Here is a 1913-nt window from a genome sequence, read left to right as displayed (position 1 = left end):
GCCGGTGGAGGTTACCGATGGTAACAGGAGGCTGGCCGAAGGCACCGATTATACGGTAAGCTACAGCAATAACACCGATGTGGGCACGGCCGGGGTGACGATCACGGGGACCGGCAACTACAGCGGGAGCCTTTCTGCGACCTTTGAGATTCTTGCCTTAGATCCCTCGGCGCTTACGGTAGAGTCCATAGCCGACCGGGAGTATACAGGCGGGGCGCTGAGCCCGCCGGTGGAGATTAGCGACGGAGATAAGACACTGACCGAAGGCACCGATTATATGGTAAGCTACAGCAATAACACCGATGTGGGCACGGCCGGGGTGACGATTGAACTTCGGGGTAATTATAGCGGGTTGGAAGAGGTGAGTTTTATGATTACCCCGAAAGCGATGTTGGTGAGTGCTGAGGAGGGTCAGTCGAAGGTTTATGGGGGGGCGGACCCGGAGTTTGCCTATAGTTATGCCGGTGAGGTTACGGGGCAAACTCCGGCCTTTACAGGAGGATTGAGCCGGACACAGGGGGAGTCATCGGGTTTATATGAGATAACGTTGGGTAATCTTGCCCTGGCTGATAACGAAGTGTTCAAAGCGGCTAACTACCGACTTGAGCTGGCCGATACCGTAGATTTTGAAATCACGAAGGCAACGCTGACGGTACAGGTCAATGACGACAGTAAGTTTGTCACACAGTCTGATGCGGAGGGGTATGCGGGGGTGAGCTACAGTGGTTTTAAGTTTGGTGAAGATGCGAGCGTCCTGAATACAGATAATTTAGTAATCAGCAGGACAAATCCAGAAGAAGAGGCGGCTGGTAGGTATGCAGATGTATTGGAAGCTGCAGGGCTGGGCTCCGGAAACTATGGGTTTACTTACCAGCCAGGCGACTATACGATTGTGGGAGCAGATCAGCTGCTGGTGAAGTTGGCAGACAGTGAGCTTGTGTATGGAGAGGAGATGAGCTACTCGGTGGCATCGGCACAATACCTATCTGAGGCCGATGAGATTGTTGACCTGACGGACCGTGCATCTGTGGATGGCAACGCTGTTTTGATAACAGATGGGGCCGATGGTTCTGTAGCGTTTGATATAGTGGTTACCTCGCCTGCAAACAGCAGTTCGGGCACCTTGCAGGCGGGGAGCTACAAGCTGGATGTTGAGAATGTTACCCGGGAAAGCGACAATTTTACTGCGCTGTTGCTCCAGGGGAACCTGGAGGTTGTCCCGAAACAGCTAACGGTGTCGATATCCGGGGGTACGCAGAAGGTTTATGACGGTAACAGATACATGCAGAATCTGGACCTTGCAACGTCTTCGGTACTATCGGCCGATCAGGTAGAGGTCCGTGCAACGGGGGAATATGATCGAAAAGATGCCGGAGACCGCCCATATAGCGTGCAAGGAATGATGTTGGAGGGAGCCGATGCGGCCAATTATTATATATCGGGGGGCTCTCAGGCAACAATAACGGGCACCAACGGGATGATTACCCGACGTACACTTACGGTAATCCCCGACCGTGATCAGGGCAAGATCTATGGGGTATCCGATCCTCTACTGAGCTACACGTATGGTGGGAATGTAAGCGGTGAAACGCCCTTGTTTACAGGGGCACTCTTGCGAGATACCGGAGAGGAATCGGGTAGTTATGCGATCACTGCCGGGACACTGGACTTGGGTAATAATGGCGAGTTTTTGGCCAATAATTATGCGTTAAGTGTAGAACTGGCAGCGGAGTTTACCATTGATGATAAATCGCTTGAATCGCAGAGTATAACCCTTGCTTCGATAACCGACCGGGAGTATACGGGCTCTGTGCTGGAGCCTTTTGTGGTGCTTAATGACGAGGATGAGACACTGACAGAGGGGGTAGATTATACGGTAAGCTACAGCAATAACACCGATGTGGGCACGGCCG

Annotated in this window: 1 protein-coding gene; it reads left to right on the top strand. The window is 52.6% G+C overall.

The features are described 5' to 3' along the window. Positions 1 to 1913, top strand: a 1913-nt coding sequence (locus ACFSVN_RS04910) for an MBG domain-containing protein (protein WP_390299474.1), incomplete at both ends; no start/stop codon positions are given.

The sequence above is a fragment of the Gracilimonas halophila genome (assembly GCF_042684365.1).
Classification (GTDB): domain Bacteria; phylum Bacteroidota; class Rhodothermia; order Balneolales; family Balneolaceae; genus Gracilimonas; species Gracilimonas halophila.
Note: the sequence above shows the minus strand (reverse complement) of the source record. Positions and strands in the feature narration are given on the sequence as shown.